This window comes from Planotetraspora silvatica, from assembly GCF_016863315.1.
Classification (GTDB): domain Bacteria; phylum Actinomycetota; class Actinomycetes; order Streptosporangiales; family Streptosporangiaceae; genus Planotetraspora; species Planotetraspora silvatica.
The window spans coordinates 183010-207620 of record NZ_BOOQ01000023.1; the positions used below are offsets into that span (position 1 = coordinate 183010).

The 24611-nt window shown below is 68.9% G+C and carries 24 protein-coding genes; 16 read left to right on the forward strand and 8 right to left on the reverse strand.

The features are described from left to right. The first annotated feature begins 153 nt into the window (after window positions 1–153). From sucC to Psi02_RS17935, 3 genes are all read left to right on the forward strand, one after another. Entirely contained in the window at window positions 154–1335 is a 1182-nt protein-coding gene (sucC, locus tag Psi02_RS17925) for an ADP-forming succinate--CoA ligase subunit beta (protein WP_203975464.1), read from the forward strand. Next, window positions 1335–2210: a succinate--CoA ligase subunit alpha gene (gene sucD / locus Psi02_RS17930; RefSeq protein ID WP_203975466.1), complete on the forward strand. Its 876-nt coding sequence runs from the start codon at window positions 1335–1337 to the stop codon at window positions 2208–2210. Before sucC ends, sucD begins: the two co-directional genes overlap by 1 nt. Window positions 2211–2728: 518 nt before the next feature. Next, entirely contained in the window at window positions 2729–4399 is a 1671-nt protein-coding gene (locus tag Psi02_RS17935; RefSeq protein ID WP_203975469.1) for a cell division protein PerM, read from the forward strand. A gap of 98 nt (window positions 4400–4497) precedes the next feature. On the opposite strand, the gene Psi02_RS17940 is transcribed toward Psi02_RS17935, so the two are convergent. Further along, window positions 4498–4902, reverse strand: coding sequence for a hypothetical protein (locus Psi02_RS17940; protein ID WP_203975470.1), 405 nt, complete (start codon window positions 4900–4902; stop codon window positions 4498–4500). A gap of 174 nt (window positions 4903–5076) precedes the next feature. Here Psi02_RS17940 and purN point away from each other — a divergent pair, with 174 nt between their 5' ends. From purN to Psi02_RS17955, 3 genes are all read left to right on the forward strand, one after another. Then, window positions 5077–5694 carry a phosphoribosylglycinamide formyltransferase gene (purN, locus tag Psi02_RS17945; RefSeq protein ID WP_203975586.1) on the forward strand — a complete coding sequence of 206 codons (618 nt, stop codon included), beginning with the start codon at window positions 5077–5079 and terminating at the stop codon, window positions 5692–5694. A gap of 67 nt (window positions 5695–5761) precedes the next feature. Continuing rightward, entirely contained in the window at window positions 5762–7306 is a 1545-nt protein-coding gene (gene purH / locus Psi02_RS17950; protein WP_203975472.1) for a bifunctional phosphoribosylaminoimidazolecarboxamide formyltransferase/IMP cyclohydrolase, read from the forward strand. A gap of 62 nt (window positions 7307–7368) precedes the next feature. After that, window positions 7369–8214, forward strand: coding sequence for a bifunctional methylenetetrahydrofolate dehydrogenase/methenyltetrahydrofolate cyclohydrolase (locus tag Psi02_RS17955; RefSeq protein ID WP_203953523.1), 846 nt, complete (start codon window positions 7369–7371; stop codon window positions 8212–8214). A gap of 124 nt (window positions 8215–8338) precedes the next feature. On the opposite strand, the gene Psi02_RS17960 is transcribed toward Psi02_RS17955, so the two are convergent. Beyond that, window positions 8339–8587, reverse strand: coding sequence for a hypothetical protein (locus Psi02_RS17960; protein ID WP_203975474.1), 249 nt, complete (start codon window positions 8585–8587; stop codon window positions 8339–8341). Window positions 8588–8646: 59 nt separating this feature from the next. Here Psi02_RS17960 and Psi02_RS17965 point away from each other — a divergent pair, with 59 nt between their 5' ends. From Psi02_RS17965 to Psi02_RS17980, 4 genes are read left to right on the forward strand one after another with little or no spacing between them, the layout of a single operon-like run. Continuing rightward, on the forward strand, window positions 8647–10023 hold the full coding sequence (locus tag Psi02_RS17965; protein WP_203975476.1) for a hypothetical protein: 1377 nt from the start codon (window positions 8647–8649) through the stop codon (window positions 10021–10023). A gap of 21 nt (window positions 10024–10044) precedes the next feature. Continuing rightward, window positions 10045–10872, forward strand: a complete 828-nt coding sequence (locus Psi02_RS17970; protein ID WP_203975478.1) for a hypothetical protein — start codon at window positions 10045–10047, stop codon at window positions 10870–10872. Window positions 10873–10878: 6 nt separating this feature from the next. After that, window positions 10879–11451, forward strand: a complete 573-nt coding sequence (locus Psi02_RS17975; protein ID WP_203975480.1) for a hypothetical protein — start codon at window positions 10879–10881, stop codon at window positions 11449–11451. Next, window positions 11444–11914, forward strand: coding sequence for a hypothetical protein (locus Psi02_RS17980; RefSeq protein ID WP_203975482.1), 471 nt, complete (start codon window positions 11444–11446; stop codon window positions 11912–11914). Before Psi02_RS17975 ends, Psi02_RS17980 begins: the two co-directional genes overlap by 8 nt. An 11-nt stretch (window positions 11915–11925) precedes the next feature. Here the strand turns inward: Psi02_RS17980 and Psi02_RS17985 are convergent, their stop codons facing one another. The 3 genes from Psi02_RS17985 to Psi02_RS17995 all read right to left on the reverse strand — a co-directional run bounded on the left by Psi02_RS17985 (window position 11926) and on the right by Psi02_RS17995 (window position 13744). Then, window positions 11926–12504, reverse strand: coding sequence for a Uma2 family endonuclease (locus tag Psi02_RS17985; RefSeq protein WP_505859179.1), 579 nt, complete (start codon window positions 12502–12504; stop codon window positions 11926–11928). A gap of 87 nt (window positions 12505–12591) precedes the next feature. After that, a complete protein-coding gene (locus tag Psi02_RS17990) occupies window positions 12592–12921 on the reverse strand; it encodes a hypothetical protein (protein WP_203975486.1) in 330 nt (109 codons plus the stop codon). Between the two features lie 175 nt (window positions 12922–13096). After that, window positions 13097–13744 (reverse strand): FHA domain-containing protein, encoded by a 648-nt coding sequence (locus tag Psi02_RS17995; RefSeq protein WP_203975488.1) that lies wholly within the window; start codon window positions 13742–13744, stop codon window positions 13097–13099. Window positions 13745–13925: 181 nt separating this feature from the next. On the opposite strand from Psi02_RS17995, the gene Psi02_RS18000 reads away from it, so the two are divergent. From Psi02_RS18000 to Psi02_RS41080, 4 genes are all read left to right on the forward strand, one after another. Next, on the forward strand, window positions 13926–15047 hold the full coding sequence (locus tag Psi02_RS18000) for a citrate/2-methylcitrate synthase (RefSeq protein WP_203975490.1): 1122 nt from the start codon (window positions 13926–13928) through the stop codon (window positions 15045–15047). 10 nt (window positions 15048–15057) lie between these two features. Further along, entirely contained in the window at window positions 15058–15345 is a 288-nt protein-coding gene (locus Psi02_RS18005) for a DUF3017 domain-containing protein (RefSeq protein ID WP_203975492.1), read from the forward strand. 94 nt (window positions 15346–15439) lie between these two features. Further along, entirely contained in the window at window positions 15440–16657 is a 1218-nt protein-coding gene (locus tag Psi02_RS18010; RefSeq protein ID WP_203975494.1) for an NADP-dependent isocitrate dehydrogenase, read from the forward strand. A gap of 406 nt (window positions 16658–17063) precedes the next feature. Then, complete coding sequence (locus Psi02_RS41080; RefSeq protein WP_203975496.1) at window positions 17064–17321, forward strand: hypothetical protein; 258 nt, start codon at window positions 17064–17066, stop codon at window positions 17319–17321. A 116-nt stretch (window positions 17322–17437) separates the two neighbouring features. On the opposite strand, the gene Psi02_RS18020 is transcribed toward Psi02_RS41080, so the two are convergent. Further along, the gene (locus Psi02_RS18020; protein ID WP_203975498.1) at window positions 17438–18283 is read right to left on the reverse strand and encodes a class I SAM-dependent methyltransferase; all 846 of its coding nucleotides are present in this window, start codon (window positions 18281–18283) and stop codon (window positions 17438–17440) included. A 774-nt stretch (window positions 18284–19057) separates the two neighbouring features. After that, complete coding sequence (locus tag Psi02_RS18025) at window positions 19058–20038, reverse strand: threonine ammonia-lyase (protein WP_203975500.1); 981 nt, start codon at window positions 20036–20038, stop codon at window positions 19058–19060. 361 nt (window positions 20039–20399) lie between these two features. Here Psi02_RS18025 and Psi02_RS18030 point away from each other — a divergent pair, with 361 nt between their 5' ends. Next, a complete protein-coding gene (locus tag Psi02_RS18030; RefSeq protein WP_239094968.1) occupies window positions 20400–22505 on the forward strand; it encodes a protein kinase domain-containing protein in 2106 nt (701 codons plus the stop codon). Between the two features lie 10 nt (window positions 22506–22515). Here the strand turns inward: Psi02_RS18030 and Psi02_RS18035 are convergent, their stop codons facing one another. Continuing rightward, window positions 22516–23058: a PadR family transcriptional regulator gene (locus Psi02_RS18035; RefSeq protein WP_203975504.1), complete on the reverse strand. Its 543-nt coding sequence runs from the start codon at window positions 23056–23058 to the stop codon at window positions 22516–22518. A gap of 56 nt (window positions 23059–23114) precedes the next feature. Between Psi02_RS18035 and Psi02_RS18040 the strand changes: the two genes are divergently transcribed. Then, window positions 23115–24560 (forward strand): MDR family MFS transporter, encoded by a 1446-nt coding sequence (locus Psi02_RS18040; protein ID WP_239094969.1) that lies wholly within the window; start codon window positions 23115–23117, stop codon window positions 24558–24560. Window positions 24561–24611: the final 51 nt, after the last annotated feature.

Here is a 24611-nt window from a genome sequence, read left to right on the forward strand (position 1 = left end):
TTTGCCCAACACTGCCGTAATTCCCTGTCCGGGGCAAGGTGCGACATGGACCCGATGATGTGGCGCGGTCCCGGCTAAGGCTAGGCTTCATGGGCGGAATCGCCGGGCGGCAGCGACGGCGCCTGGCCTCGACATCAAAAGGGACGGACCCTCGTGGACCTGTTCGAACATCAGGCGAAGGAGCTCTTCGCGGAGTACGGCATCCCGGTGCCACGCGGCATCGTCGCGCACACCGTGGAGGAGGCGCGCGCGGCCGCCGAGCAGCTGACCGGCAAGGTCGTCGTCAAGGCTCAGGTCAAGACCGGCGGGCGCGGCAAGGCGGGCGGCGTCAAGGTCGCCGACGACGCGGAAGACGCGTACCAGAAGGCGACCCAGATCCTCGGAATGGACATCAAGGGCCACACGGTCCACAAGGTCCTGATCGAGGAGGCCAGCCAGATCGCGGAGGAGTACTACTTCTCCTTCCTCCTTGACCGGGCGAACCGGACCTTCCTTGCAATCTGCTCCGCGTCCGGCGGAATGGACATCGAGGAGGTGGCCCACACCGCGCCGGAGAAGGTCGCCAAGGTGCCGGTGAGCTCCCTCGACGGCATCGACCGCGCCACGGCCCGCGAGATCGCTCAGGCCGGCGGCCTGCCGCCGCAGTCGCTCGACGGCGCCGCGGAGCTCATCGAGAAGCTCTGGGCCGTGTTCGTCGACGAGGACGCCTCGCTGGTCGAGGTCAACCCGATGATCCTGTCGGCCGACGGCCAGGTGAAGGCCCTCGACGGCAAGGTCACCCTGGACGACAACGCGAACTTCCGCCAGCCCGAGCACGTGGCCTACGTCGACAAGGCCGCCGAGGACCCGCTCGAGGCGAAGGCCAAGGAGAAGCACCTCAACTACGTCAAGCTCGACGGCACGGTCGGCATCATCGGCAACGGAGCCGGCCTGGTCATGTCCACGCTCGACGTGGTGGCGTACGCAGGCGAGGCCTACTCCGGCCGGCCCAAGCCCGCCAACTTCCTCGATATCGGCGGTGGCGCCTCGGCCGAGGTCATGGCCAACGGCCTGGAGATCATCCTGTCCGACCCCTCGGTCAAGTCGGTCTTCGTCAACGTCTTCGGCGGCATCACCGCCTGCGACGCCGTCGCCAACGGCATCGTCTCGGCCTTCCAGCTGCTCGAGGGCCGCGGCGAGGCTGTGACCCGCCCGCTGGTCGTCCGGCTGGACGGCAACAACGCCGCTCTCGGGCGGCAGATTCTGGCCGACGCCGGCCTGCCCGGCGTCGAGCTGGTGGACACGATGGACGATGCGGCCCAGCGTGCCGCCGAGCTCGCCACGGTAGGTGCGTAATGGCTATCTGGCTCACTGCCGACAGCAAGATCATTGTTCAGGGCATGACCGGCGGGGAGGGCACCAAGCACACCCGCCGCATGCTCGCCTCGGGCGCCCGGGTCGTGGGCGGCGTCAACGCCCGCAAGGCCGGGACCGTCCACGAGGGCCTGCCCGTCTTCGGCACGGTCGCCGAGGCCGTCTCCTCGACCGGTGCCGACGTTTCGGTCGTCTTCGTGCCGCCGGCCTTCACCAAGGACGCCGTCAAGGAGGCCATCGACGCCGAGATCCCGCTCTGCGTGGTGATCACCGAGGGCGTTCCCGTCCACGACACCACCGAGTTCTGGGCGTACGCCGTGGCCAAGGGCAACAAGACCCGCGTCATCGGGCCGAACTGCCCCGGCATCGCCTCGCCCGGCGCCTCGAACGCGGGCATCATCCCCGCCGACATCACCACGCCCGGCCGTATCGGCCTGGTGTCGAAGTCGGGCACGCTGACCTACCAGCTCATGTACGAGCTGCGGGACATCGGTTTCTCGACGGCGGTGGGCATCGGCGGCGACCCGGTCATCGGGACGACGCACATCGATGCGCTGCAGGCGTTCCAGGACGACCCGGGCACCGACGCGATCGTGATGATCGGTGAGATCGGCGGCGACGCCGAGGAGCGGGCGGCGGCCTACATCGAGCAGCACGTGACCAAGCCGGTCGTGGCCTACGTGGCGGGGTTCACCGCGCCCGAGGGCAAGACCATGGGTCACGCGGGCGCGATCGTGTCCGGTTCGGCCGGTACGGCCCAGGCCAAGAAGGAAGCGCTGGAGAAGGTCGGCGTCCGCGTCGGCAAGACCCCCAGCGAGACCGCCCGCCTCATGCGCGAGGTCATGCAGTCCCTCTGAGCCCACCCACCCCCCACCGGCCGTGATCATGCACACATTCGTGATCAGGCCCTCCGACCGGCCCCAACCTCGTTCGTGATCATGCACAGATTCGGCGCTGTATCACCTGACCAGCCCCGTTGCTGTGCGTGATCATGCACAGGTTCGGGATCATGCCGCCTGGCCTGCGCGAATCCACTTCGTGATCATGCGCGGAATCTGTGGCAGCTCCTCTGGCCTGCGGTTTCGTCATTCGTGACCATGCATCTCTCTTTGAGGTGCATGGTCACGAACATGTCTGGCGCAGATCAAAGACGCTGTCCGCGAATGTGTGCATGATCACGAATTGTGAATGGGCAGGTCGGGGCCCATATTTGCGAGCCTGTGCATGATCACGCGAAGTGTTTGGGCAGGTCAAGAGGGCTGATCGCGAATGTGTGCATGATCACGCCGGAGGGGGGCTGCGGGTTGGGGGTTTTGGTGGGTGGTGCGGCGTGGCGGCGGGGAAATGAGGGGGCGGGCTGGGAGCATGGGGTAGCGTGACGGCGCTTCTCGACCAACTTCGGACCGCCCCCCGTGCCGTCCTCGGCCGCGGGCCCCAAAACGATGACGACGAGACCCGGCGTCCCCTGCCCGTCTCCGGCATGCTCGCCGCCGTCTGGACGCTCGGGGCCGGCCTCGCCGTCCTCACCACCCTCACGCTCGTCGGCTGGATCGCCGCGCCGCTCAGCGCCTTCGGTGACGGGCTTCCCGGTGTCTTCCGTACGGCATGCCAGCTCTGGCTCGCCGCCCACCACGCCGGCTTCGCCATCCCCGGGGGACGGGTCGGCCTGCTGCCGCTGGGCCTGATGATCCTTCCCGGGGTGCTGCTCTACCGGGCAGGTCTGTGGATGGCACGAGACGCCGACCTGCGACTGCGCATGCCGGCCAGGCTCCCGAAGGGCACGCCGCGCGACGCGGAGAACGCCCGGCGGCGTGCGCAACTCGTGCTGATCGCGCAGGCCGGCATCTCGCTCGCCGCGCCCTACTCGCTGCTCGCGGGGATGATCGCGCTCGTCGCGCGCAACCAGGTGACGCAGCCGTTCCTGGGAGAGGCGCTCGTCAGCCACGTCGTGCTCGCCTTCGTCGCCGGGTCGCTCGCCACCGCCCGCACGATCGGGCCGTGGAAGTCGATGTTGCGCCTGCTGCCGGAGCGTCCGCGCTCGGTCGTCGCCGCCACCGCCGTCGCCGTTTCGATACTGCTCGCCGCAGGGGCCCTGCTGGTGCTGGGTGCCATCGTGGTGAACTTCCGGCAGATCCATGAGCTGTCCGGAGTCCTCGCCCCGGGGTTCGTCGGCGGGCTGCTGCTCTTCCTCGTCGAGGGCCTCTACCTGTTCAACGCCGTCGTCTGGGGCATGGCGTACATCTCCGGGCCGGGATTCGCCCTCGGCGCCGGGACGCTGGTGGCGCCGACGGGCGTCAAACTCGGCGCCGTGCCCTCGCTGCCGTTGCTGGGCGCGCTCCCCGCGCCCGGGGCCTCGCCCGCCTGGGTGATGGCGGTGATCGCGGTCCCGTTCGCGGCGGGGACGGTGGCGGGCGTCGTGATGGCGCGCATCGCGCCGACGCCGACGATCGAGGTGGCGCCTCTGTGGGGGTTCGTCTGCGGGCTGAGCACCGGGGCCATGGCGGGTCTGCTCGCCGCTCTGTCAGGCGGACCGCTGGGCGGTGCCAGGCTGTCGGCCGTCGGGCCGTCTCCGTGGGAGGTGGCGCTGTCCGTCACGCTGGAGGTCGGCGTGGCGGCCGGCATCTCCGCCGGGATAGCGAACTGGTGGCTGATCTCCCGCAGGCCCGCGGCCGCGCCCGAGCCCGTCCGCAAGGCGGGCGCGGTCATCGCCAAGGCGGCGAGCCGGGTACGGCTGGCCGATCGGAATCCGCGTGTCCTGCCCGGCCACTGGCTCGACGCGACCGAGTCCGACACCCAGCCGATTCCGGTGATCAAGGACGACTGGACCGACGAGCACGCGGCCGCCACGGCGGAGACGTTCGACGGGATGGGGCCCGGCGAAACCCGCCCGGGTGAACCGAGACCCCCTCAGCCCTCGCAGGGCGGTAAGGCTCCGCGACGGAGCGAGCCGCGTCCCCCGCGCAAGGACATCGTGGACGAGTCCGATGATCGTGGCGGGCACGTCATCTACGTCGATCCGTATGCCTGGGACCGCGACGACGAGTGACGGCCGCCACCGCCGGCGACCCCGCAGGTCCAGGCGCGCCCGATCGGGCGCGCCTGGAGCGACTGCATCAGCGGCTACATCACCGGTTGCATCAGCGGCTATGCCGGGAACGGGATGTCGGACGGCCAGGCGACGCCGATCTTCTGCTCGATCGCCCGCTTGAACTGGTTGGAGCAGTCCTGCCGAGCCTCGACGGTGCCCGCGCCCTTGCTGCACTCGCCGTAGGCCGAGATCTCCGCGGAGAAGTACAGCTGGCCGGCCAGGGCGAAACCTCCGAACAGCAGGGCGACGGAGGAGATCACGACGGCGCTCGTCGCCATTCCGGTCCGCTGCTTCTTCCGGTGCAGGACGCGCAGATCTCGGATGGCGATGACGAGACCGAACAAGGCCAGGACCAACCCGCCCGCGGGCAGGTACAGAGAGAAGACCAACGCCATGAGGGCGAGACCGAGTGCCCTCCGGCCGCCCATCTCCGGCATGGACATCTGGATGGGTGTTGTCACAGTCTCCTCGCCTCACGTTGCGCCGCACCTCGACCGTCGTGGGTCGTGGTGACCGGGGCCCGATACCCTTTGTCCTGCGTCGAGGGTCATCACCCTCCGCGCTCGTACGCGTCTAAGCAATCATCTCTTCGGCGTCATCCGCAAAACGAAGCCCGCACATGAAGGAGTTCCATCCTGTCCTTCCGGCTCGTGGTCCTCGTCTCCGGTTCGGGGACCAACCTACAAGCGCTGCTCGACGCCTCGGCCGACGAGGCGTTCGGTGCACGCGTGGTCGCCGTCGGCGCCGATCGTGACGGCATCGAGGGACTCACGCGGGCTGAGCGGGCGGACGTGCCGACGTTCGTCCAGAAGGTGGGCGATCACGCCACCCGCGAGAAGTGGGACGAGGCGCTCACCGCGCAGATCGCCGAGTTCAAGCCCGACCTGGTCGTCTCCGCGGGTTTCATGAAGATTCTCGGGCCGCGCGTCCTGGGGTCGTTCTCCGTGGTGAACACGCATCCGGCGCTGCTGCCCGCCTTCCAGGGCGCGCACGCCGTGCGCGAGGCGCTGTCGTACGGCGTCCGCGTCACCGGCTGCACCGTGCATCTGGTGGACGCGGGAGTGGACACCGGCCCGGTGATCGCCCAGGAGGCCGTGGCCGTACAGGACGGGGACGACGAGGAGTCGCTCCACGAGCGGATCAAGACCGTCGAGCGAAGGCTGCTGGTCGAGATCGTCGGGCGCATGGCCAGAGACGGCTGGACGGTGTCCGGCCGCACGGTCCGTCTCGGCCGGGCGGCAAGCCGCTCATGAGGACAGGTAAGGCTGTAGGGGAGCCGGCTGAGACCAGCCACTCCCAGCAATGAGGGAGGACCAGGAAGTGACCCGCATCGCCATCCGGCGCGCGCTCATCGCGGTATACGACAAGACGGGGCTGGAGGAGCTGGCCCGAGGACTCGAGGCCGCGGGCGTGGAGATCGTCTCGACCGGTGGCACCGCCGCCGCGATCGCCTCGTTCGGCGTGCCGGTGACGAAGGTGGAGTCCCTGACCGGCTTCCCCGAGTGCCTGGACGGCCGGGTCAAGACCCTGCACCCCCGCGTCCACGCGGGCCTGCTCGCCGACGGGGAGAACCCCTCGCACGTCAAGCAGCTCGAAGAGCTCGAGATCGAGCCGTTCCAGCTCGCGGTGGTGAATCTTTACCCGTTCGCTGAGACGGTCGCGTCCGGCGCCTCCGACGCGGAGTGCGTCGAGCAGATCGACATCGGCGGTCCGGCCATGATCCGGGCGGCCGCCAAGAACCACAACACGGTGGCCGTGGTCGTCGACCCCTCGGCCTACGGCGAGGTGCTCGCCGCGGTCGGTGAAGGCGGCTTCACGACGGCCGACCGGCGGCGGCTCGCGGCGGCCGCCTACGCGCACACCGCCTCGTACGACGTGGCCGTGGCCTCGTGGTTCGCCAACGGTTACGCGGCCGACGACGACCGGTGGCCGTCGTTCATGGGCGCGACCTGGAAGCGCAAGACGGCCCTCCGGTACGGGGAGAACCCGCACCAGGCGGCCGCCCTCTACTCCGGGCAGGCCGGCGGCCTCGCCAACGCCGAGCAGTTGCACGGCAAGGAGATGTCCTACAACAACTACGTGGACGCCGACGCCGCGTGGCGGGCGGCGTGGGACTTCGCGGACCCCTGCGTGGCGATCATCAAGCACGCCAACCCCTGCGGCATCGCGGTGGGCGCCGACGTGGCAGAGGCGCACCGGAAGGCGCACGAGTGCGACCCCGTCTCGGCGTACGGCGGTGTGATCGCCGTCAACCGCGAGGTGACCGGTGAGCTGGCCGGGCAGATCGCGCCGATCTTCACCGAGGTCGTCGTGGCCCCGTCGTTCGCCCCCGAGGCCGTGGCGGTCCTGACGGAGAAGAAGAACATCAGGCTCCTCGTGTGCCCGTCCGGGCCGGCGAACGCGGCCGAGTTCCGCCGGATCGACGGCGGCCTGCTCGTCCAGACCGTCGACCGGGTGGACGCCGCGGGCGACGACCCCGCGACCTGGGAGCTCAGGGCGGGCTCGGCGGCCTCACCCGAGGTGCTGGCGGACCTGGCGTTCGCCTGGAGGGCCTGCCGTTCGGTGAAGTCCAACGCCATCCTGCTGGCGTCCGGCGGCGCGACCGTGGGCGTCGGGATGGGTCAGGTCAACCGGGTCGACTCCGCGAGGCTGGCCGTCAGCCGGGCAGGTGAGCGCGCCCGCGGCTCGGTCGGGGCGTCGGACGCGTTCTTCCCGTTCGCGGACGGCCTGGAGGTCCTGGCGGAGGCCGGGGTGAAGGCGATCGTCGAGCCGGGCGGGTCCGTCCGCGACGAGGAGGTCATCGCCGCGGCCGAGGCCGCGGGCATCACGCTCTACTTCACGGGGACGCGTCACTTCTTCCACTGAGGCGCCGAACGGCACGAGCGCCGCGAAGGCACCCAAACGTACACATGGAAGGATGACCAGTCATGAGCGCGCAGATTCTGGACGGCAAGGCCACGGCGGCCAAGATCAAGGGCGAGTTGACGGAGCGGGTCAAGTCGCTGGCGGCGAAGGGCGTGACGCCGGGCCTCGGCACGATCCTCGTCGGTGACGACCCGGGAAGCCAGATCTACGTCGCGGGCAAGCACCGCGACTGCGCCGAGGTCGGCATCGCCTCGATCCGCAAGGATCTGCCCGCCACGGCGACGCAGGCCGAGGTCGAGGCCGCGATCGACGAGTTGAACGCCGACCCGGCCTGCACCGGGTACATCGTCCAGCTCCCGCTGCCCCGCCACCTGGACACCCAGGCGCTGATCGAGCGGATGGACCCGGAGAAGGACGCCGACGGTCTGCACCCGATCAACCTGGGCAGGCTCGTGCACATGGTCGACGCCCCCCTCCCGTGCACCCCGCGCGGCATCGTGGTGCTGCTCCGGGAGTACGGCGTGCCGATCAAGGGCGCCGAGGTCGTGGTGGTCGGGCGCGGCATCACGGTGGGCCGCCCGCTCGGCCTGCTGCTCACCCGCCGGTCGGAGAACGCCACGGTGACCCTCTGCCACACCGGTACGCGGGATCTGGCCGCGCACGTGCGCGACGCCGACATCGTCGTGGCCGCCGCGGGCGTGCCCGGCCTGGTCAGCGCGGAGATGGTGAAGCCCGGCGCCGCGGTCCTCGACGTGGGCGTCTCGCGCGTGGACGGCAAGCTCGCCGGCGACGTGGCGCAGGACGTCAGGGAGGTCGCGGGGTTCGTCGCCCCCAACCCCGGGGGCGTAGGCCCGATGACGCGGGCGATGTTGCTGGTCAACGTGGTCGAGGCCGCCGAGCGGCTCTGATCGCCGCCTGACGCCTGACGCGCCTGACGCCTGACGTGCCTGACGCCTGACGTGCCTGACGCGCTCGCCGTGGTCTTCCGCGGCGAGCGGGCGGGAAGGGCACGAAGAGCCTGGCCGGGCCTTCTCAGGGTTTCGTCATGTCGCGCGCCTCGGCGTTCAGCCGGTCGGCTTCCTCGCGGAGAAGGGTCGCCGCGGTCCCGCAGCGTGTCTTCCATGTTCTGATCTCGCCGCGCACCCGGTCGGTCAACGGGCCGGACCAGTCCATCTTGGCGGCCTCGGTATGCACCGTATTCGCGAGTTTCTCCACTTCATCGGCTAATTTGTGGATTTTGAGGGCCCTGCTCTTGAGCTCCTCCACCTCGGGCGGCGGCACACTACCTCCTCCGTTAAAGCACACAATTAGCCGATAAGTTACATGTACACTCGCCGCTCGTGGGTGGAGATGACAAGCGCGGTTTCAAGCCCGACCAACTCGAGCGCCTTGCCGGCCTGATGGCCGACCTCAACACCTCCACGGACGAGATGTTCAAACGCGCGTCGTCCCTGCAGGCATCCCAATTCCTCAATTCGTTGCGGGAAATGCCCCGTTGGGGAAGCGACAGTGCCAAGGACCTGACAAAACGCGCCGCCCTCCTCCGGCTGACGACGGGTGACCCCTTCTCCGGGCTCGCATGGGCGGGATTCTCTCCGCTCGAGATCGCCGCGGGTGGCGACAAGCTGGACCCGACCACGCTGATCTACATCAACACGGTCGCGGACTGGGCGAACAAGACCGGCAACGTCATGTTCGGGCGCAAGCCCGGTGAGTCGCTGGACGACTACCTGAAGCGGCTCGAGGCCGGGGCCATCACCAAGATCATCCCTGATCTCAAGCCGCACGAGGCGACGGTCGCGCAGGTGCTCGAGATCGCCGGTGACGTCCGAGGGGTGACCACGACGGCGCCGCTCGTCACCGCCCAGGCCACGTCGCTCAGCCGGCTCCTGCTGAACAACTATGCCTGGCGGCCGATCACCAGCAAGTTGACCGGCGGGCGATGGGCTCTGCAGACCCGATCCGCCGTTTCGCCGGGCACCGGCATCGCCGGCCTCACCCGCCAGCTGTTCATGAAGAGCAGCCTCTACCGCGACTTCGCGGCCATGCTTCCCGAATACACGGAGATGGACCAGGTCGCCCGGGCGGCGAACGCGGGCAGGGCCCTTCTCGGCGCTCGTGTGAACAGCCTCCTCGACCTGGCGTTCGGCAGCAACAAGCTCGCTTCCGTGCTCGCGGGCACCACCCACTCCGGCCAGGTCGTGAGCGTTTCCGGCCAGGCCAACCTGCTCAAGGTCTGGGCCTCCACCGCGAACCCCTCGAAGCTGGAGGCCGCGGCCCAGGTTCTCAGGGTGGAACCGGCGGCCCTCGCCCGGCTGGGGACGGTCGGCAGGCTGGGGATGGTCGCCAAGACCGCGGGCGCCTTCCGGACACTCGGGGTCGTGGGCGGCGTCGCCTCCACCCTCTACAGCGGCGCCAACGTGATCTCGCAGGGCAATCCTGTAACCGCCTTCAAACGCAACGGCGCGGGCTATGTCGCCGACGTCGCCGAACTCGGCTTCAACGCCTCCCTCACCGCCGCCATGGTCTGCCCCAATCCCGTCACCATCGGCGCTACCGTCGTCTTCGGAGCCGTGTACGTCGGCGCGAAGGTCGTCGAGCACTGGGACGACGTCAAGGCGGGCGCGAAGAAGGTGGGCGACGCGATCGGCGACGGAGCCAAGAAGGTCGGCGACGGCGCCAAGAAGGTTTTCAAGAGTCTCAATCCGTTCGGCTAGCGCAGGCAGGAAGATCAACCAATGCCGTCCTTCGACAGCGCACGTGACCGTTTCCGGCTCGGCCCGGCCCACCTGGGCGTGCTGGGCTGCCTGTACGACGGGAAGCGCGTCACCTCCGACCTCGTGGCAGCTCGTGACGAGCTGCGTGAAGCCGGGCTCGTCAGCGACGACGACGCCGTCCTCCCGGAGCTCGCCGGCCTCACGGGCGCGCTCGCCGAGCCGATCGTGCTCGTCGTGATCGAGATCACCGGAGCGCATGGGCTGACCAGCCACGGCGCGGTCATCGGCAACGACGCCTGCTACACGTACGAGACGTGGCCGGGCGAGACCGAGTCCGAGTACGTCCGCACCGACCTCAGCACGCTGGTGTGGTCGCTGGCCCGGATCGTCGGACTGCGCGACAAGGAGGCCAAGCCGCCCGTGGCGCCGGTCGTCACCACGAAGATCGGCGTGATGGACGCCGGCTTCACCGCCCTGGCCGAGCTGGACAGCGATGACGTGGTGGAGGCGGCCGAGCGGCTGCGCGCGCTGTTCTCCGAGGCCGGGCTCGCCGATCCCGAGCTGACCGTCTTCACACATCTGCTGCTCCAGCTCAACGGCAACTGGCGGATGACCGTCGCCTGGGACAACCGGGAGGGCAAGGGCACCGACATCCGCGGCATCGCCGTCCTCGACTGCGGCCCTCTCGGCTACTGGGTGCGCGAGCTGCCGGCCGAGCCGATCGGCCCCGGGACGGTCACCCCCGACAGCGACCTCAGGTTGGTCTACACCGATGTGCGGCAGGTGTGGGAGCTGATCACCGACCTCCTGCCCGACACCGCGGACCTGCCCGTCCCCGTCGAAAGGTGACGTGAGATGTCCGGGTTCACGTTCGATCTGGCGCGGCGAACGCCTACTCGTCCCGCCGAGATGCGGACCACCCATCTCGTCCTGACCGGTACGGCGGGGCCGTACGGGGAGGTGACCGTCACGGTCGGCACCGTTTCCCGGTTGGCGGCACTCGCCGCGACGGGGCTGCCCGAGGCGTCCGTCTCCCATCCCGATGAGACGAGGCAGGGGCTGATCGCCGTGGACGAGCGCACGCGGATCAGCGTGGGCGGACTCCCCGCCGTCCTCAGCCAGAACCGGCGTTCCCTCGGCAAGAAGGGTCGCGGCATCGGCATCAGGCTGGATGACCGGGACTACACCTACCTCAGCGTCGCCGTCGCCGAGGAGGAGTTGCGTGACCGGGAACGCGGCCCGCTGGTACGGCTGAGCAGCCCCTTCGTGTCGTCGAAGGTCGGAGTCACCGTCCTGCCCGCGGCCGACGCGAGCGATCTCGCGCTGGCTCTGGTCCTGCAGGGGGCGGACAGGACCGGATTGACGATCACGCAGTCGGCCGTCTCCGGAGTCCTCTCATTCCTCAACAACGGCAAGGCTGATGTCTGACACGGATGTGGTGTACCGCGAACGCCCCGGCAAGCTGAAACTGTGGTTCGGCATCCCCTGGGCGATCTGGGCCGTCGTCATGGTGTGGAGCTTCTGGGATCACTGGTCGCGCACCGGCGAAGTCCCTCTCGACGCGCTGCTCGTCCTCGGCCCGTTGTTCTTCGCCGTCTTCTCCATTCCGGGACTGGTGTCGTACAGCAAGCGCCGCTATCACACGATCACCCTGACGCCGCAGACTCTCCGTGTCGGCCGGGACTCGTTACCGGTCGCCGGCCTCACCCTCGAGTCGCCGGACTCGGGCAGGCCGCCTCGCCTGCTGGGTGGGGCCTCGGGCGTGCCGATGGGAATGCGCGAGGTCGTCTTCGGCGGCAGTGGAGGGGAACGCTACCTGGTCGCGGTGCTCGATCCTGACGCGTTCCTCGCCGCGCTGGGACGTGTGATCTCACCGTCCTCGCAGGGCTGACGCGTCTCCCCTCAGAGCGCGTCGATCTCCGTGAGATCGATGTCGATCTCGAAGGGGACCGAGAGTCGCAACTTGTCGTGGTGGATCCCCATCAGTGCGTAGGCGCCGGTGGCCGGGTCCAGTTCGTAGACGTACACCGTCGGCAGTCCGTCGTTCTGCTCGACCCGCCAGAAGTGACGGATCCCGGCCGCGGCGTAGAGCTGAGGCTTTCGCTCCCGGTCACGTGTCTCTGAATCCGGGCTGACGACCTCGACGGTGAGAACGGCCTCGGCGGCCTGATAGGCGGTGACGTCCGGCCCCAGGTCTGCGGTCGCGCGGATGACGACGACGTCCGGTTCCGGTCGCTGGCGAAGCCCCAGGATCACACTCATCTCCCGACGTACCCGGAGATCGGCGGGCACGGTCCTGCGCAATCCGTTTTCGAGCACAGTGATGATCAGTCCGTGAAAGGAAGCCTGGGGACTCACGAAGACCAAGCTTCCATCCACCAACTCTGTGTGTGCAGGCAAATCCGGAAGGTGATCGAGGTCGTCGGCCGTGAACCCTCCAGGCGGTGGGAACAGCCAGCCGGGAATCTGCGGGTCTGTCATCTCTTCACTCCGGACCTCGGCTGTCATGTTCTCCACGCTAGCAACCGCACCCCTGCTCTCCAGGGAGATTGCCCCGGACTCCGGCCATCAGAAGTGGCCGAAACCGCCATGCCCGCTGCCGCTGCCGTGCCCGCCGCCCCCGTCATGCCCGAAGCCCCCGTCGTGTCCGACGACTCCCGGGCTTGTGGGCCAACTGCCGATGGAGGGCCCGGGTGTGGGACCACTTCGCGCCGGAGGGGCGGACGGGCGTGGCCACGGATCAAGGCGGTCGTTGCGCGTCGCCACCGCCATGATCCGCTTGTGCTCGTACCAGGACCCATGGTCCCCCGTGCGGCCGGCACAGTACTCGCGGAGGAGACTTCCGTCCGGATCGGCCTGGTCGTAGCGGACCCACTGCTCGGAGAGGAAGAGGAACACCAGGTGGCGAGAGTGATCCTCGGGCAGGTAGCCGGCCTCGACATTCCCAGAAGGAGAACTCGGACGATTGCCCCAGCCAGTTCGCCACCTGGTGCCTCACCCGCTGACATCCCTCCGTTGTCGCCTCAAGTCCATCCTCATCGCGCCGGGACGATCGGTCGCGCGAGAACGGTGGCTACGAGGCGCGGCGGTTGGCCGTCTGCGGGGGCGATTCGGCCGTTCCGGTCGCCCGCTGTGGAGGCACGACCGGGGTGGGGCGGACCAGGCCGAGGGCCACGACCTCGTTGGCCAGCCGCGTCCGCCGGTTGGTGCCCTCCGGGATGCGGAACTTCTGGTAGAGCCGCAACAGGTGCTGTTTGACCGCCGCCTCCGTCACCACGAGGTCGTCGGCGATCTCCCGTGCCGTCGCGGGGGCCACGAAGGCCTCGTCCGAGAGGGCGGGACGGCACAGGGAGGTCAGGACGTCGACCTCACGACGGGTCAGCTCGGGCGCCGCGGCCCTGCGGAGCTCGACCTCGGGCGCGAAGTCCTCGCGCGGGATGCCGCCGACCCGTGCGCGAGCCGCTCCGAAGGACACGACGTCGCCGTCGTCGAGCACCCTCCTGGCGATCGGCCTGCCGTTCACCCGGGTGCCGTTGCGGGACAGGCCCAGGTCGACGACGTACAGGTAGGGCCCTCGGCGGACGAATTCGGCGTGCAGACGGGACACGCTCGGATCGGTCAACCGGATGTCCACGCCGCGGCCTCGGCCGATCGTGGTGACCTCGGGACGGAGCGGGACGACCTCACCGCTGTCCTCGATCCGAATGAACGGCCCCTCCACGGCAGTTCCTCCCCAGGTAGCCCGCCGTTACTTTCGCTACAGCTCCGGCTTACCCAAACGTGGCGATGGGGAATCGCCTTTGCCAGAAGGAGAATCCTTCTTGAAATTGGTCTGGACCTCTGTGAAGCGGTTTACCTGCTCACGGGTAGACTTCGGGCCAAGATAAGCGGAGGAAACAGTTATGGCGGACAAGCCCACCAAAGGCCTCGCCGACGTCGTCGCCGCGTCCACAGCGCTCAGCGACATCGACGGCAAGGCCGGTCGCCTCTTCTACCGTGGCTACGACATCCACGACCTGACCGGCCGCACGACCTTCGAAGAGACCGCCCATCTGCTCCAGCACGGCTCGCTGCCGACTCGCGCGCAACTGGCCGACTACGGCGCCGAACTGGTCAGGGGCCGGACGCTGGGGGCGCTCGTCGAGAGCAACATCCCCGAGATCGCCGAGAAGCAGGGGCCCATGGAGGCACTGCGGACTCTGGTCTCGCTGAGCGGCGCCGAGGACCCGGAGAAGGACTCCAACGCACCGGAGGCCAACCGCCGCAAGGCCGCCCGCCTGACGGCGCAGCAGCCGATCCTGGTGGCCAGGTACCACGCCGCACGGACGGGCGGCGCCGTACTCGATCCCGATCCCGAGCTGAGCGTCGCCGCCAACTTCCTGCGGCAGATCACCGGGCGGGACCCGTCCCCGCGCGAGGTGGCGATCTTCGACGCCTGCCTCGTGCTGCACGCCGACCACACGATGAACGCCTCCACGTTCGCCGCTCGCGTGTGCGCCGCCACCCTGTCGGACATGCACTCGGCGATCGTCGCGGCCATCGGCACCCTGAAGGGCCCCCTCCACGGCGGAGCCAACGAGCAGGTCATGCGTACGCTGGAAGGGCTGGACCCCGAGGGGGTGGCCCAGGCGGTACGGGACAAGCTGGCCGCGGGCGAGAAGATCATGGGATTCGGGCACCGCGTGTACAAGACCGAGGACCCGCGGGCGACGCATCTCCGGCGGATGTCGCAGGAACTCGGCGAGGCGTCCGGAGACGACACGTTCTACCGCATGTCCAAGGAGATGGAGGAGGTCGTCTTCGCGGAGAAGGGCCTGTATCCCAACGTCGACTTCTACGCCGCGACCGTCTACCACTACCTTGGCATCCCGACGGATCTGTTCACGCCGGTGTTCTCGGTGAGCAGGATGTCCGGGTGGACCGCCCACGTGATCGAGCAACACGCCGACAACCGCCTGATCCGGCCGGACAGCGAGTACATCGGTGAGCGCGACCAGAAGTGGGCTCCGATCGACGAGCGATGAGTGCGACAACGTGAAGAAGCGAGACAACGGCACGGCCTGGGGGTCGTACCTGCTGGTGGTGGTGGGCGCGGCCGCCGGCCTCGGGGTGGTCGGCTTCGGCGGAGCCCCCTGGGTCGGCGGTGTGATCATGGGAGCCACCCTGCTGGTGGGCTCGGCCGTACGACTGGTCCTCTCCGAGGAGCGGGCCGGGGCATTGGCGGTGCGGACCAAGAAGACGGACGTGGTCGTGCTCGCCGTCATCGGGCTCGCCCTCGTGGGCGGGTCGCTCAGTCTGCTGCTCAAGCTGCACAACACCTAGTCACGGGCGCAACACGCCCGTCCGATAGCCTCAACGGCCAGTGAGCCTCATAAGGACTGTATGGCCGAGTTAGTTCAGAAGGGGAACCCCACGCATGCCCAAGATCAAGGTAGCGGGTCCGGTCGTCGAGCTTGACGGCGACGAGATGACCCGGATCATCTGGCAGTTCATCAAGGACCAGTTGATCCTGCCCTACCTGGACGTCGACCTGAAGTACTACGACCTCGGCATCGAGCACCGGGACGCCACCGACGACCAGGTCACGATCGACTCCGCTCTCGCGATCAAGAAGTACGGCGTCGGCGTGAAGTGTGCGACGATCACGCCGGACGAGGCCCGGGTCGAGGAGTTCGGCCTCAAGAAGATGTGGAAGTCCCCGAACGGGACCATCCGCAACATCCTCGGTGGTGTGATCTTCCGTGAGCCGATCATCATGTCGAACGTGCCTCGGCTCGTGCCCGGCTGGACGAAGCCGATCATCGTCGGCCGTCACGCCTTCGGCGACCAGTACCGCGCCACCGACCTGAAGATCCCCGGCGAGGGCACGCTCACGCTGACGTTCACGCCGAAGGACGGCGACGAGCCGATCGAGCTCAACGTCTTCGACTTCCCCGGCAGCGGCGTCGCGCTGGCCATGTACAACCTGGACGAGTCCATCCGCGACTTCGCCCGCGCCTCGATGCGGTACGGCCTGGCCCGCAACTACCCGGTCTACCTGTCGACGAAGAACACGATCCTGAAGGCCTACGACGGCCGCTTCAAGGACATCTTCGCCGAGGTCTTCGAGAGCGAGTTCAAGGCCGACTTCGAGGCCGCCGGCATCACCTACGAGCACCGCCTGATCGACGACATGGTCGCCGCGTCCCTGAAGTGGGAAGGCGGGTACGTCTGGGCGGCGAAGAACTACGACGGCGACGTCCAGTCCGACACGGTCGCCCAGGGCTTCGGTTCGCTCGGCCTGATGACCAGCGTTCTCATGACGCCGGACGGCCAGACCGTCGAGGCCGAGGCCGCCCACGGCACGGTGACCCGGCACTTCCGCCAGCACCAGCAGGGCAAGCCGACCTCCACGAACCCGATCGCCTCGATCTTCGCGTGGACCCGCGGCCTGCAGCACCGCGGCAAGCTCGACAACCAGCCCGAGGTGATCGACTTCGCCGAGAAGCTCGAGCAGGTCTGCATCGAGACGGTCGAGGGCGGTCAGATGACCAAGGACCTCGCGCTCCTGGTCGGCGGCGACGCCGAGTGGCTGACCACCCAGGACTTCCTCGCCGCTCTGGACGAGAACCTGAAGAAGAAGATGGCTCTGTAAATGAATCTGGCCCCTACCTGCGGGTTCTCCGTTAGGTAGGGGCAATTCGCCTCTCTGGGCCGTCTCTGGGCCGTCAGGCCCTTGGGGCGGCTCCAAAGACAGCCGCGATGGCCTTCCGGGGTGTGCTCTTGGCTGCTCGGCATGAGGTGGGTATAAGTACGCAGGGTGAAACCTGGATCATGATGCCCGAGGTACTCGCTCAGAGCCAGGCGAGCCCAGCAGTCCGTCTCCGCCGCCGCATGCCCGGCTGTGTCCGTTGGCGTCCGATCACCGTGGAAGGCGCACAGGCGAAGGGACACGTCAAGCCGGGCTTGCACCTCTGTCGCCGGCCCGCTGCCGCTTCGCGGTGGGTCGATGGCAGACGGGATGGACAGCAGGCCTTCTGCGCGCCGTCATCTGCCGGCCTTTGGCTGCTTTCGGTTCTCGTTCTTATCCGCGCGGCCACTGCCAGATCGAGGCCCTGCACCACCTCCGCGACGTCAGCTACGACGAAGACGCCTCCCAGATCCGCACCGGCAGCGGACCCCAGGCCATGGCCGCCCTGCGCAACCTGGCCATCGGCATCTTGAAAACGGCCGGGCACGCCAGCGTCGCCGCCGCCTGCAGGCACCACGCCCGGGACGCCACCCGGACCCTCGAAACCCTCGGACTGCGCCCAGCATGAGCAAAGCGGACACGACGCGGCTACGCCGAGGCCCTGGAGGTTGCTGTACTCCTCTGCCGTACCGTCACCGCCTGACCCTCGCAGAGGGTGAAGTTGCCGACGTGGCCTGCGCTCGCTCAGGTGACCCGCGCGGCCACCAGGGTCTCGAAGGTATAGGGCCGCAGGCCATCGGTACGGCCGGCGAAGTACCGCTGCTGGAGGTCTGCACGTGCGGGGTGGTCCACGACCTTTAGCCCGCACCGGCTGATCAGCCTCTCGATCTCGGATACCGGCCAGCCAGGCTGAAGAGGCTCGCCGGCAGAAGCCGCGATCGGCGTGTAGATACGGGCGAATTCCGTCCCCGCGTCGTCGAGCGCACAGTCCTCGGCCCGGTAGGAGAACACCACCTCAGACCCGGGAGCAGCCGCCGCGATCGTGCGCAACGTCGACTCGATCGCCTGTGCCGTCAGATAGGGGGCGACGCCCGTCCAGCAGAACATCGCCGGCTGCGCCCAGTCGAACCCAGCCGGGCTCAGAACATCCTGAACCGGTCCGGCCTCGAAATCAACCGACACGAATACCTGCGAGTCGCTGAGCGGCAGGCCGAGCTCCCTGACCCGCTCGAGCTTCCAGGCCTGAGAGGCAGGGTGATCAACCTCGAACACCGTCAGCGAGCCGAGCAGATCCGGCCGCCGCCACGCAAACGAGTCAAGCCCCGCGCCAAGAATCACGTACTGCGTGAAGGCACCAGCAGCCAGCCGGTCCTCGGCGTACCGGCTGCGGGTGCAGACAGCCGCACGGGACTCGCTGCGGACCGGGCCGGGGAACAGCGGATCGAACTGGTCTCGCAGCTGCTGCCATACCGGGCCGACAAGCACCAGGGCCAGCGCATCGTCCAGTACCCACGGCGACGCCGTCTCCAGGCGAAACAATCCACGCGACACGGCCGCAAACATCGCCGTCCTGCTCGGCGCGCTTTCCATGCGTTCCTCCTCGCCGGCCAGAACCCAGCATGCCGGCCACGCCCGGCCACTCCGCGCACTTCACAGGATGCGCCTGAAGCGCCCTGACGGCCATAGGCAGATGGACGTCTGGCTATGTGACGATCTCTGCCGAGCATGATCCGCCCCAGAAGCCGGACGCAGCGGCCCAACCAGACCACGCAGCCTTGCCGCCAGATCAGCGGCACATTCAGGGCACATGTTGACGCCCCAGTTCCGTTTCAGTTCCGTTTGAGGCCGTAAAACGTCGGAAGTCGACGGGAGACGTTGAGAGCTATTTTGCCTGGTCAGGCGCTACTCGGCGTGATCGGCGCAGGTGGAGAAGTCGCAGGCTGGAGTTCGAGCTCTACTGCGACGTGACCTCCCAGGGGCTCAGCCCTGCCGCCCGGCTGATCGTTGTCGTGCATCCTGATGCCGAAACCGTGGGACTAGGGAATGCGTGGCGTGATGGCTGTTCGGAAGAAGTGGGGCCAGAAGGCCTGGACGATGTTGTTGGTCTGGACCGAGGTGACCAACGATGACGGACGGCGACCAGAGTTGATGGCTTGGAGTCGAGGTCAACGCGATGAGCATGAGGATGCCGCAGGTCCCGTTCCCTGGAGATCACTCCCTGAAGAAGAAGATGGCTCTCTAGTTGAATCTGGCCCCTACCTGACGGCGAAGCCGCAGGTAGGGGCCAGTTCCGCTCTCCGGGCCGTCTCCGTACGTCTTCAGGACGGCCCTGACCGGGCCCAGGCGCCGCCTCCCGCCGGGTTGTCAGGACCGGTGGACGGGAGCCGCGCCGACCCAGCGGTGATAGGCGTCCAGGTCGACGTTGCCGCCGCACACGATGGTGACCACGTGCCGGCCGGCGAAGCGGTCACGGTCTTCGAGGATCGCCGCGATGCCGAGCGCGGCCGACGGTTCGACGACGAGGCCGGCGTGGTCGAGGAGCATCCGCATACCGGCGACGATCGACGCCTCCTGGACCAGGACGGCGTCGTCGGCGACCAGGAGCAGGTCGTCCAGGACGGCCGGGATGGGACGCCGGCCGGCGACGCCGTCAGCGATGGTGTCGGTCGACTCGGTGGTGACGACGCGCCGTTGACGCCACGAGTGCGTCATCGCCGGCGCGCCCAGCGGCTGGACGCAGATCACCTCGACTTCGGGCGCCAAGGCCTTCACCACATGACCCACACCGGTGGCCAGCGCCCCGCCGCCGAGAGCGATCAGGACGGCGTCGAACGACGGAGCGGTGTTCACCAGTTCCAGGCCGATGGTCGCCGCGCCCTCGCAGGTCTCGATGTCCAGGCTGTCTTCGACCAGCCGGATGCCGTCGTACCGCGCGACGGCCGCCGCCCGCTCGCGAGCCATGTCGAAGTCGCCGTCCACCAGCTCCAACCTGGCGTCCAGCGCGCGGATGCGATCAAGCTTGGCCGCGGGCGCGAAGCGGGATGCCACGACGGTGACGTCGAGCCCCCGGCCGCGACCGGACCAGGCGAGGGCCTGGCCGAGGTTTCCCGCGCTGGCGCACACCACGGCTCGCGGGCCGTTGCCGGCGAGCAGGCTCGCGACCACCTCGGTGCCGCGGGCCTTGAAGCTGCGGACCGGGTTCGCCGTTTCGAGCTTGATGCTCACCGAGCACCCGAGGCCGGGCTCCAGCGCCTCGCAGCGGTACAGCGGAGTGTCGAGGAAAATCGGGTCGATCACCCGGCGAGCCGCCTGGATCCGAGCAGTGTCGAGTCGCGTCTCCTGCACGACACGACAGCGTAGCTCCGCCGTGGCAGCCGGCCGATCGTGCGCACACGCGGGTTGCGGCCGCCGGCCCGCCGTTCGACATGGAGACCTGTGGGCTGGACCTGGGTCGCCTGCGGGCGGCTCTTTCGGGTTCCGGGCTCAAATTCATTGAGGAACTAAACGATGATTCCGGCCTGCCTCAATGGTTTCTGTCGCATAAAACACCACAAAACCGAAGGTTACGGCGCGGTCTCGAGGGGCTGAGTATGAGCCCGGCGGGACGTAAAGTTTTTCTCGACATCGTTTCACTGAATCGTGGGGATCCTGGATGCCGGAGGTCGAGCCGCTAGGTCGGGGTGATCCGACGCAGCTGGGTCCGTTCGTGTTGACCGGACGCATCGGCGAGGGCGGCCAGGGTGTGGTCTATCTGGGGGAGAACGAGGCGGGGGATCGCGCCGCGGTCAAACTGCTGCACATCAAGTTCAGCGGGGACACGATCGCGAGGTCTCGCTTCGCCCGGGAGCTGAAGGCCGCTCAGCGGGTCGCCGGCTTCTGCACCGCGCGCGTCATCGCCGCGGACCTGGACGGGGACACTCCGTACATCGCGAGCGAGTACATCGACGGGCGCTCCCTGCGGGAGACCGTCGAGTCGTACGGCCCGCTGAACGGGGCGGCGCTGGAGCGTCTCGCGGTCGGGACGGCCACCGCGTTGATCGCGATCCACCGCGCCGGGATCGTGCACAGGGACTTCAAGCCCGACAACGTCCTCATCGCCGAGGACGGGCCCCGGGTGGTCGACTTCGGAATCGCCCGCATCGTCGACTCCACCGGCACGGTCACCAGCCGGGCGGTCGGGACGCCCGCCTACATGGCCCCCGAGCAGATCTCGGGTGAGCCGGTCGGACCGCCCGCCGACGTCTTCGCCTGGGGCTCGACCATGGCGTTCGCCGCGACGGGGACCGCGGTGTTCGGCGGCTCGTCGATCGCGGCCGTGCTGAACCGCATCCTCAACCACGACATCGACGTGAGCGTTTTGCCGGAGCGCATCCGTGACGTCGTGAATTCATGTCTCACCAAGTCGGCCGCGTCCAGGCCCACCGCGGAGCAACTCCTGCTTCGCCTGCTCGGTCACGCCGAATCGCCGGGCCCGTCCACGGGCGTCCTGTCGGCGGTGGAGCCCGAGGCGTCCGAGAACGCCGGCATGACCGCCGTCGCCGCGAGCGCGGGCGCCACCGTGAACTCAGGCGGCGGATCCGGTCAGGACAGGCCATCGGGCCCGGCGGACGTCGGCCCCGGCCGGGAATCCACCCGCGACCTCACCGCCGAGCCCGTAGCCCTGCCCGTCGCCGAACCCGTCGCCCTGCCGATAGCTGAGCCCGCCGCCCCGCCGATCGCCGAGGAGGAGCCGGCCGAGACGACGAGCCCCGACTGGATCGCGATCTTCAGGGGGAGCCCGGCGATCGTCGATCGGCCCCGGCCTCCGGCCTCCGCCGGTTCCCGCGCTCCGACCGAGTTCCGTACGGGCTCGCCGCCGGGGGGCCACGGCGGCAGGCCCCGGCCGCGTTCGAAGGGCGGCAGGGCACGATGGATCGCCGTCGCCACGGCGGCGGTGGCTCTGGCCGCGACCGGCGCGGTGGTGCTCTCCAACAAGATCGCGTCGGAGAGAGGCGGCGGCGCCGATCCCACCGGCATCTCCACGAGCGGTCCTCCGGCCGCCGCGCTCGTGCCCGTGATCGACAAGGCGCGGAGCACGCATCGGCTGACCATCGCGGTAAAGGGCGACCTGCCCGGGGTCGGCCTCGAAACCGGCGGGGCCTTCACCGGCTTCGAGGTGGACGTCGCCACGTACATCGCGGGCAAGCTCGGGGTCCCGGCGAGCGGGATCACCTTCCGCAGGGTCGCGAGGAGCGAACGGACCGGGGCGCTCAAGAACGGCGACGCCGACATGGTGCTGGCCACCTACTCCTACGACGAGAACAAGGGGGACGGCGTCACGTTCGCCGGCCCGTACTACACCGCCCACGCCGACGTGCTCGTGCGCGAGGACTCCGGGATCCGCGGTCTGAAGGACCTCGCCGGGCATGTCCTGTGCGCACCGCAGGGCACCGACGCCTACCGGGTCGTCGAGCGGACGGTCGGGGGAGCGGAGGCCGGCGGCGTCGAGGGGGTGCCGGCGGCGAACTACGCGGTCTGCATGGACCTGCTCGCGCAGGGCCGTGTGGACGGCGTTCCCGGGGACGACCTGATCCTCGCCGGGTTCGCGGACCGGGCCCAGGGCATGGACCTGGCGGTGCTCGGGGTCAAGCTGACCGACCAGCGGTACTCCGTCGGGTTGCCGCCGAAGGACGCCCGAACCTGCGCGGTCGTACGGGACGCCATCGCGGAGATGTACGCGGACGGGACCATGAAGACCCTCGCCGAGAAACATTTCTCGCACGTGCGGTTCGACCTGCAGCAGAAGGCCCCGCCGGTGTTGTCCTGCGACTAGGTGCACTCGGTCAGGCCGTGCCCGATCGCCGTTCGACGTCGGCGATCGAGTCGTCGGCCCACTCCATGACGCCGCGTGTCTGGCGGATGCCGAGGTCCAGGGCGTAGGCCCCGAACATGCCCCATCTCCCGGCCGGGTCCGCGATCGCGTTCCGCGCGGCCCGCAACTCCTCCAGTTCCGCGAGATGTGCCTGCGCGCTCGTCTTCATCCTGCGCAGGACCGTCACGGCCTCGTCGGGCTCGAGCAACGGCACCAGGAAGGACTGGAGGGCCGTTTCGCTGCGCGTCGTCGTGGACGGGCTGTGGTCGAGGAGCCACCGCCGCAGCTCGGCTTGGCCGTCCGGGGTGACGCTGTAGATCTTCCTCCCGCGCGCGCCCTCGGCCCCGACCGCCAGGAGCCCGTCGGCCGTCATCTTGGCGAGCTCCGGATAGATCTGGCTGTGCCCGGCCTGCCACACGTGGGCGACGGACTTCTCGAACTTCTTCGCCAGGTCGTAGCCGCTGGAGGGCCCGGAGACCGTCAGCAGGCCGAGCAGCGCGATACGCAGGGACATGCATTGCAGCATATACCAAGGTTGACATGTCACTCCTTACATGTCACCTTCGACACATGCCACGCAAGAACGGAATCCTCCTCCTCGCCGTGCTCGGCGGGATGTTCCTCGCGATGCTCGACCAGACGATCGTGGGGACGGCGCTGCCCCGGATCACCGCCGAACTCGACGGGACGGACCTCTACACCTGGGTCGTGACCGCCTATCTGCTGACCTCCACCGTCACCGTCCCCCTGTACGGCAGGCTGTCCGACGTCCACGGCCGCAAGCCGCTGCTGCTCATCGGGGTGACGGTCTTCCTCGTGGGCTCGATCCTCTGCGGGGCGGCACAGAGCATGGGCCAGCTCATCGCCTTCCGCGGGCTGCAGGGACTCGGCGCCGGCGCGCTGCTGCCGCTCTCCCTGGCGCTGGTCATCGACCTGTTCCCGCCGGAGCGCAGCGGCCGGGTGCAGGGCGCGCTCGGCGGCGTGATGGCGCTCAGCTACATCGCCGGGCCCTTCCTCGGCGGGCTGTTCACCGATCACGCGAGCTGGCGCTGGGCCTTCTACGTCAACGTGCCCATCGGCATCGTGCTGATCGCGATCATCTGGACGACGCTGCCCCACCGGGCCGGTGACAGCGACGGCGCGCGACCCGACTATCTGGGCATCGCGGTCTTCGCCGCCGCCATCAGCGCGCTGATGGTCGGCCTCACGGAGAAGGGGCTCGACGGTCACACCTGGACGAGCGGCCCGGTCATCGGCCCGATCGCGGCGGCCCTCGTGCTGCTCGCCGTGTTCGTCGCCGTCGAGCGGCGCGCGCGGCAGCCGATCGTCCCGTTGGGGCTGTTCGCCAACCGCACCTACACCCTGGTCAACGTGGCCTCGTTCTCCACGGCCTTCTGCCTGTTCGCCGGAGTGGTCTTCCTGCCCCGCTACTTCCAGGAGGCCCACGGGCTCAGCGCCACGTCGTCGGGCCTGCACATCTATCCGCTGATGCTCGCGATGGTCGTGGGCAGCGTGGTGACCGGTGCGCTGATCTCCAGGACCGGCCGCTACAAGCCCTGGCTCGTGACCGCGCCGATCTTCCTCGTCGTGGGCACGTTGTTGTGCGCGAACCTGGCCGTCGACACCTCGACGCTCATGCTCACCGTGTGGATGGCCCTGATCGGCCTCGGGATCGGCCCCATGTTGTCGGGGCTCACGGTGGCGATCCAGTCGTCGGTCCCGCCCAGCCACATCGGGACCGCCAGCGCGAACCTGACGTTCTTCCGCCAGATCGGCGGGTCCGTGGCGCTGGCCGTCGCGGGCACGGCCTACACGTCCGTGGTGGCCCGAGAGGCTCCGGTGCACGGGCTCCAGGCCGCGCACGCCGCCGCGACCGCGACCGTCATCCCCTGGCTCGGTGTCGCGGGCGCCGTCGTCGCCCTGGTGGCGCTGGCGCTGATGCCGGACGGCGGCCTGCGGCGCGGCCCCGCCGCACAGGACCGCACACCGGCCGCGGCCCAGCCGGAACCGGTGTGAGCATCACGGAGAACGAATGTTTCCCCTGCGTGTCGAACGGTTGAGCGCGTG